Source organism: Shewanella sp. (assembly GCF_051658185.1).
GTDB lineage: Bacteria > Pseudomonadota > Gammaproteobacteria > Enterobacterales > Shewanellaceae > Shewanella.
In genome coordinates this window covers 1-5,841 of the sequence record NZ_JBOFMC010000323.1, presented here as the reverse complement: position 1 = coordinate 5,841, position 5,841 = coordinate 1, and the positions used below count along the sequence as shown (strand labels likewise).

At 46.8% G+C, this 5,841-nt stretch carries 3 protein-coding genes; all 3 read left to right on the top strand.

What is annotated here, in order from left to right; translation table 11 throughout:
- Positions 1 to 1,029 (top strand): uroporphyrinogen-III C-methyltransferase (locus tag ACRCZA_RS12435; protein WP_438674741.1); only part of this gene is annotated, 1,029 nt, incomplete at its 5' end.
- Complete coding sequence (locus ACRCZA_RS12430) at positions 1,026 to 2,183, top strand: heme biosynthesis HemY N-terminal domain-containing protein (RefSeq protein ID WP_438674740.1); 1,158 nt, start codon at positions 1,026 to 1,028, stop codon at positions 2,181 to 2,183. The genes ACRCZA_RS12435 and ACRCZA_RS12430, both read left to right, overlap by 4 nt.
- A 553-nt stretch (positions 2,184 to 2,736) precedes the next feature.
- A partial coding sequence (locus tag ACRCZA_RS12425; protein ID WP_438674739.1) for a retention module-containing protein occupies positions 2,737 to 5,841 on the top strand: 3,105 nt, incomplete at its 3' end.

Below are 5,841 nucleotides of genomic sequence, written 5' to 3'. Positions count from 1 at the left end.
CAAAAAAGCTCTTGGGCAATACGCCTAGGCGTATTATTGGCGCTCGGCTTGACCGCCTGCACCTTAGGCGGCGCAGTGCTGCTGTACCAAGAATTGCAGCAGCAACTACAAGCGCAGCAACAAGCTCAAGAGGCCAATTTTGCTGCCTTGCAGGCGCAATTGCAGCAGGGATTGCAGCTCCCCAATCAACGCCTGAACCAGCTTGAGCAGCAGCAATTAAATGATGCCAAAACTTACCAAGATCTCTCCAAGCTCGCCGCCAACCAAGATCAACTCAGCGAGCGGCTCAATCAGCTTGCCGCCCGCAGCCCAACCCATTGGATGGCCGCAGAGGCTGACTACTTAGTCAATATGGCCGGCCGTAAGCTTTGGCTAGAAAAAGATCCGCGTACCGCTATCGACTTATTAAAATCGGCGGATGAAACCATCGCCGCGATGAACAATCCCGCATTACTGCCAATCCGCAAGGCTCTCGCCCAAGACATTGCCGCCACCGCCAACATTAACATCACCGATATCGATGGCAGCGCCTTGGCCCTAGATGCCCTCATTGCGCAACTCAATACATTACCGCTGAATCGCAGCGCCAACCAAACCGACAGCGCAGCAGACACGCAGCTCAGCAACGATTTAACGGATTGGCAAACTAATCTCGCTAAGACCTGGAAGTCGATAACCCAGGACTTTATCACCATTCGCCACAGAACCGCCGAAGCTCCAGAGCTACTGGCGCCACAACAACAATGGTATCTCGTTGAAAATATTCGACATAAACTGCTGCAATCCCAACTGGCGTTATATCGCTATGACAAGGCCACCTATCAGCAAGCCTTGATGATGGCGCGCACATGGATCCACAGTCACTTCGACAGCCAAGATCACCATACCATTGAAATCATTGCCGAAATAGACAAGCTGGCCAAGGTAGAATTGGAACCCATTTCAATCAACTCCTTTAGCGTAAAACCATTGCTATTACAGCTCACCACCTACGGTGAATTAGCCCCAACTGAGGGCGCACCACTATGATCAAGATGCTGATATTACTAGGTATAGTGCTTATTGGCTTATGCATAAGCCCTTGGTTAGTGGGTAACGTAGGTTATGTGTATATCGCAGCGGGGGACTATCAAATAGAAACCAGCTTAGTCTTTGCTGTCATCGCCTTAATAGTATTGTATGCCTTGTTTCAATTGGTTAAATGGGTTGTGTTCAACCTCATCCTGCGTAGCCGCTTTATTCCTCAGCGCTGGCGTCAGCGCTCCGCTAAAAAGCACACCTTGCTAGGCGCATTGGCGCTCGCTGAAGAAGATTGGCCAGCTGCTGAGCGCGCCATGGTAAAAGGCGCTGACAATGGTGAATTGCCCGCGCTTAACCTCCTTGCCGCCGCCCGTGCAGCCCAACATCAGCATAAAATTTTAGAGCGAGATCAGTATCTTGATCGCGCATCAGCCCAACCGGGTGCCGCCAATGCCGTCGCCACCACCCGGACGCGTTATTTATTAAAACAAGGGCAACTTACCCTTGCCCGCACCGAATTAGACAAACTGGAGCCGACCAGCAAAAGCAAAGCGCCAGTGCTTAAGCTCGCCCTCGAGCTTTACCGAGCACAGGAAGATTGGCCGGCACTGAAACTCCTGTTACCGATTTTAAAAAAACGTAATATTCTTGATGAAAACCAATTTGTTGCGCTAACGCTAACAACCCACTGCGCGTTACTTAACGCCGCAGCTAAACAAGATGCAGCCGCACTAGAGCAATGCTGGCAATGGCTCTCTCGTACTGAGCGCAACCAAGCTGAATATCTTGCGATCTATGCCCAAGGATTGTGCCAATTTAATCAAAAGGAGCAGGCCTTAACTCTGCTTTGCAAAAAATTACGCGAGTCACCAGAACCCGCCATCTTGCAGGTCATTCCGCAGATAGCCAGTGCCGAAGACAGCGACATCCGTAAGCAATTATTAAAACATCAAAGCACCCATGAGAATAATGCCGACTACCAGATTTGCTTAGCCAAACTCTACCAACAAACCCGTGAGACGAAAGAGGCCAAAGCCTGCTGGCAACATGTTTGCCAACTCGCACCAAGCAAAGATGCCTGGTTAGCTTTAGCGCGTATACAAGAGCAATTAGGTGAGCAAGGCCACGCCAATCAAAGTTATCGGCAAGCCGCGACCCTTTAAGGCTCCGTGCCCCCTAAAACTAACACGACATACTCAATCAGCAGTGTGAGCGCGCAAAGGAAGCTGTTGCCCATAAGGGCGCGAGCCTCTCTTAATAGGCGCACTTGATAGGCTGCAGTTCAGATGATCGATGCCGATAGCGGCATCGATACACACTTGTTAGCCGAGATGAACCGCTAGCGCCTGCTGAAACCACTCATTCATCACTTGCCTGATTTTTTTAAACTCAATGCGTCACATTTAGCCCGCTAAACGATTACCACCCACACTACCCCGGCTAAATTAGCTCAAGTTCCTTTACACAGAGCCCCTCTCCCACACTAAATACAGCTTATTTTTCAGCCAAAAACACTACATCTAGTTATCGGTGACAGAAAGTCGATTTTTATGGCTCAGTTGCCGCAAACCTTAGGTAGTACAAGCATTTCCGCAGCGTCAAAAAATTGACCCAGCCCAAACTATTAGCTAGAATCTTACATATAATTCACAACTCAGTGCGCTCGCTGATTTTGTGCAACCTAGAGTCAACATAATTAGTTATTGGGAGCTGAATATGGGATCTATCATTACATCAAAAAAAGGTTTGCTTAAATTAGTCAGCGGGCAAATCAACATCGAGATTGATGGTTCAAAACAACCCGCTAAGGATGGCGAGCAGCTCCCGAAAGGCGCTGTGCTCCATATCAGTGAAAATGCCACCTACGAAATCACCTTCGATGATGGCACTAAGCTATCCAATGAAACGCCTGACACCACCAATGAAGCAGCCATCACCAATCCCCCGCCAAATGACAATGACGCGACATTAGATGAAATCCAAGCGCTGCAAGATCAGATTGTCGCTGGTGAAGACCCAACTAAAGCGTTACCAGAAACCGCCGCAGGCAACACACCGATAAGTGAAGGCGGAAACTCTTTTGTGTCCATTGCTCGCGTCGGCGCTGAAATGCAGGCGCAAGCGGGTTATGACACTGCAACAATCACCAATACCTCAGCGTTAGCATTGAGGAATACCGACTCAACAGATACGCCATTAAATTCGTTTAACTTGGCTCAACTAACCGATAATTTTGTAAACGGCGTAACCTATACCACATCTTCAGGACTAACCGGCAGAACCGGCGATCAAGGCGCGCCCGGCTCATTTGCGTACAACGACGGCGATATTATCACCTTCAGTATAGGTAACGTGATCATCGCTCAGTTCAGCGCAGATCTCATTAAAGGTCCTATTTTATTTTTACAAGATATCGCAACCACAGGCTTATCCGATGTCAATTTAAACTATGTCGAAAATATGGCGATTTTGCTTCAAGCCCTCGACAATGACTTAAGCGATGGTGTGGATGATGGCGTACTGAATACCAATAGCCTCATTAATACAGACAGCAGTTTTGCAAACAATATTAATATTCTCCAAGCCATACACGATGCGCTAGCTAACTATATTGACCCGACCACCAACGCCCCGATCAACATGGCTAACGCCGATAAGGAAATTCTATCCTTACTCCTAAAGAGCTTAGGGATTATATTTAATCGTGAAACCGAAACATCTGAAGATGGTAAAAACGTTTTTGAATCTGAGGCGATGGAACATGTTGCCGATACCATTACCGACTTAGCTGGTGACCGCGCCCCTGAAGAATTTGATGCACGATTAGCGGATACCATTGATGTCCCAGGTGGCACAATTGAATATTATTTTAATCAGTTAAATGGTCAGCTATTTTTTTCCACTCAGGATTTACTAGAAGGCGCCGTTGGGCAACAAGTTCTGTTTCACAATCTAGTGGTTAAAAATGTTCGCCTCAGTGCAGAATTTGAAGATATAGGGACTTTGGTTGACTTGGGCGGTGGTAATTATGTCATCAACCTCAAAGATGGCATCACCCCATACGACCTTGAAAATTTAAAAATTGACTATCGTGTTGAAGATTGGACTGCATTTAAAGAGGTCACCTCATCAACTCTGGATCTTTATAAATCACACCTATCGACCGTCATTCAGGATGTCAATGAAGGCGATGGATTCAATACCTTTGAATTAGTCAGCCAATTAACATTCGATACCGATTCTCAGTTAACGATAAATTTTACCAGCGAATTACTCAGCCAACAGTTTGGTTATCCCATTGCTGAATACGCCGATGATTATTTAGTACCTATTCAATATTCTAATGATGGCGGCATTACTTGGCAGGAAATGACCGTCGTCGCCATAGATTATAGCGGTAGCATTCCTAGACCGATTTTCGGCTTCACCATTACGGCAGGTAGCAACAGCGTTTTAATTAGAGTTCCTATTTTTGATGACAGTATTATTGAACCTACCGAATATTTCCGCGCAGTGGTGGGGGGCGATAATTATTACGATGAAGAAGTCAAATTTGGTATCATCGATAACGATAGCGAATCAACTTTACCGGCCATCGATATTGACTTTGCCATCGTTGTTGAAGGTACTCCTAATGCGGTCTTTACCTTAACACTGAGCAAAGCAAGCACTGAAACTATCACCGTTAAATATTCAGCAGCAGAACTTTCCGCACTTTTCGGCCAAGACTTTCTTAATGTTAGCGGCACTGTAACCTTCTTACCAGGACAAACAACGGCCTATATTACAGTGCCCATTGTCGATGACTTAATTGAAGAAATAAGCCCTGAGTTTGCGCTCATCAATTTATTTGATCCGGTTAATGCCACACTCGCAGATGCTCAAGGAACACTGCGGATTTTTGATAATGATGGCCCGGACAATACTGCAATTAGCATCGATTTAGACCCTATTACTGGCGACAACATTATCGACAATAAAGACACCAGTGAAACAGTTGTCATAACCGGTACGGTCACTTTTGATCCAGCCATAAAAATCGGCATTGTTATTCTGACCATTAACGGCAAACAATATCAAACACTGATGAAAGCTGATGGCACATTCTCTGTCGAAGTGAAAGCCAGTGATTTATATGCAGACACAGACACTGTTGTGGACGCCAAAGTCTATGGGTTTGGAAATAATGGGGCTAAAGGCACAGCAACCACGACCGAAGATTATCAAATAGTCTTAACTAACGACACAAATACCGTTGATGAGGACACTGACGCAATAGGCAACGTGCTCATTAACGATTCCGCATCTAATATAGACAGCAATCTGTCCGTCGTCAGTTTCACAGTGAACGGTAATACTGTCACTGCAGGCTCCACCGTGATCTTAGAAAGCGGCAGCTTAGTCATCAATGCTGATGGTTCCTACAAATTTACACCGAGTGCAAATTGGAATGGACAAGTACCAGTCATCACCTACACCACCAACACGGGTGCAACCGCCACATTAACCATTAATATTAAACCGATTGGCGATGACGCCACCATTTCTGTCGGCGATACCGATAACGGCACGGTCACCGAAGATGGTGACACGGACAACGATGCAGCCACCGTACAAATGGTCAGTGGCAAGCTCGATGTCACCGATGTGGATAACGGCGAAGCCGTGTTCCAAGTGCAAACCAATGTCGCCGATGGCAACTACGGTAGCTTCAGCATCGACGCCAACGGCAACTGGACCTACACCTTAAACAATGGCCACATTGACGTGCAGTCACTCAAGGCCGGTGAAACCCTGACCCGCAATCTCACGGTCACCAGT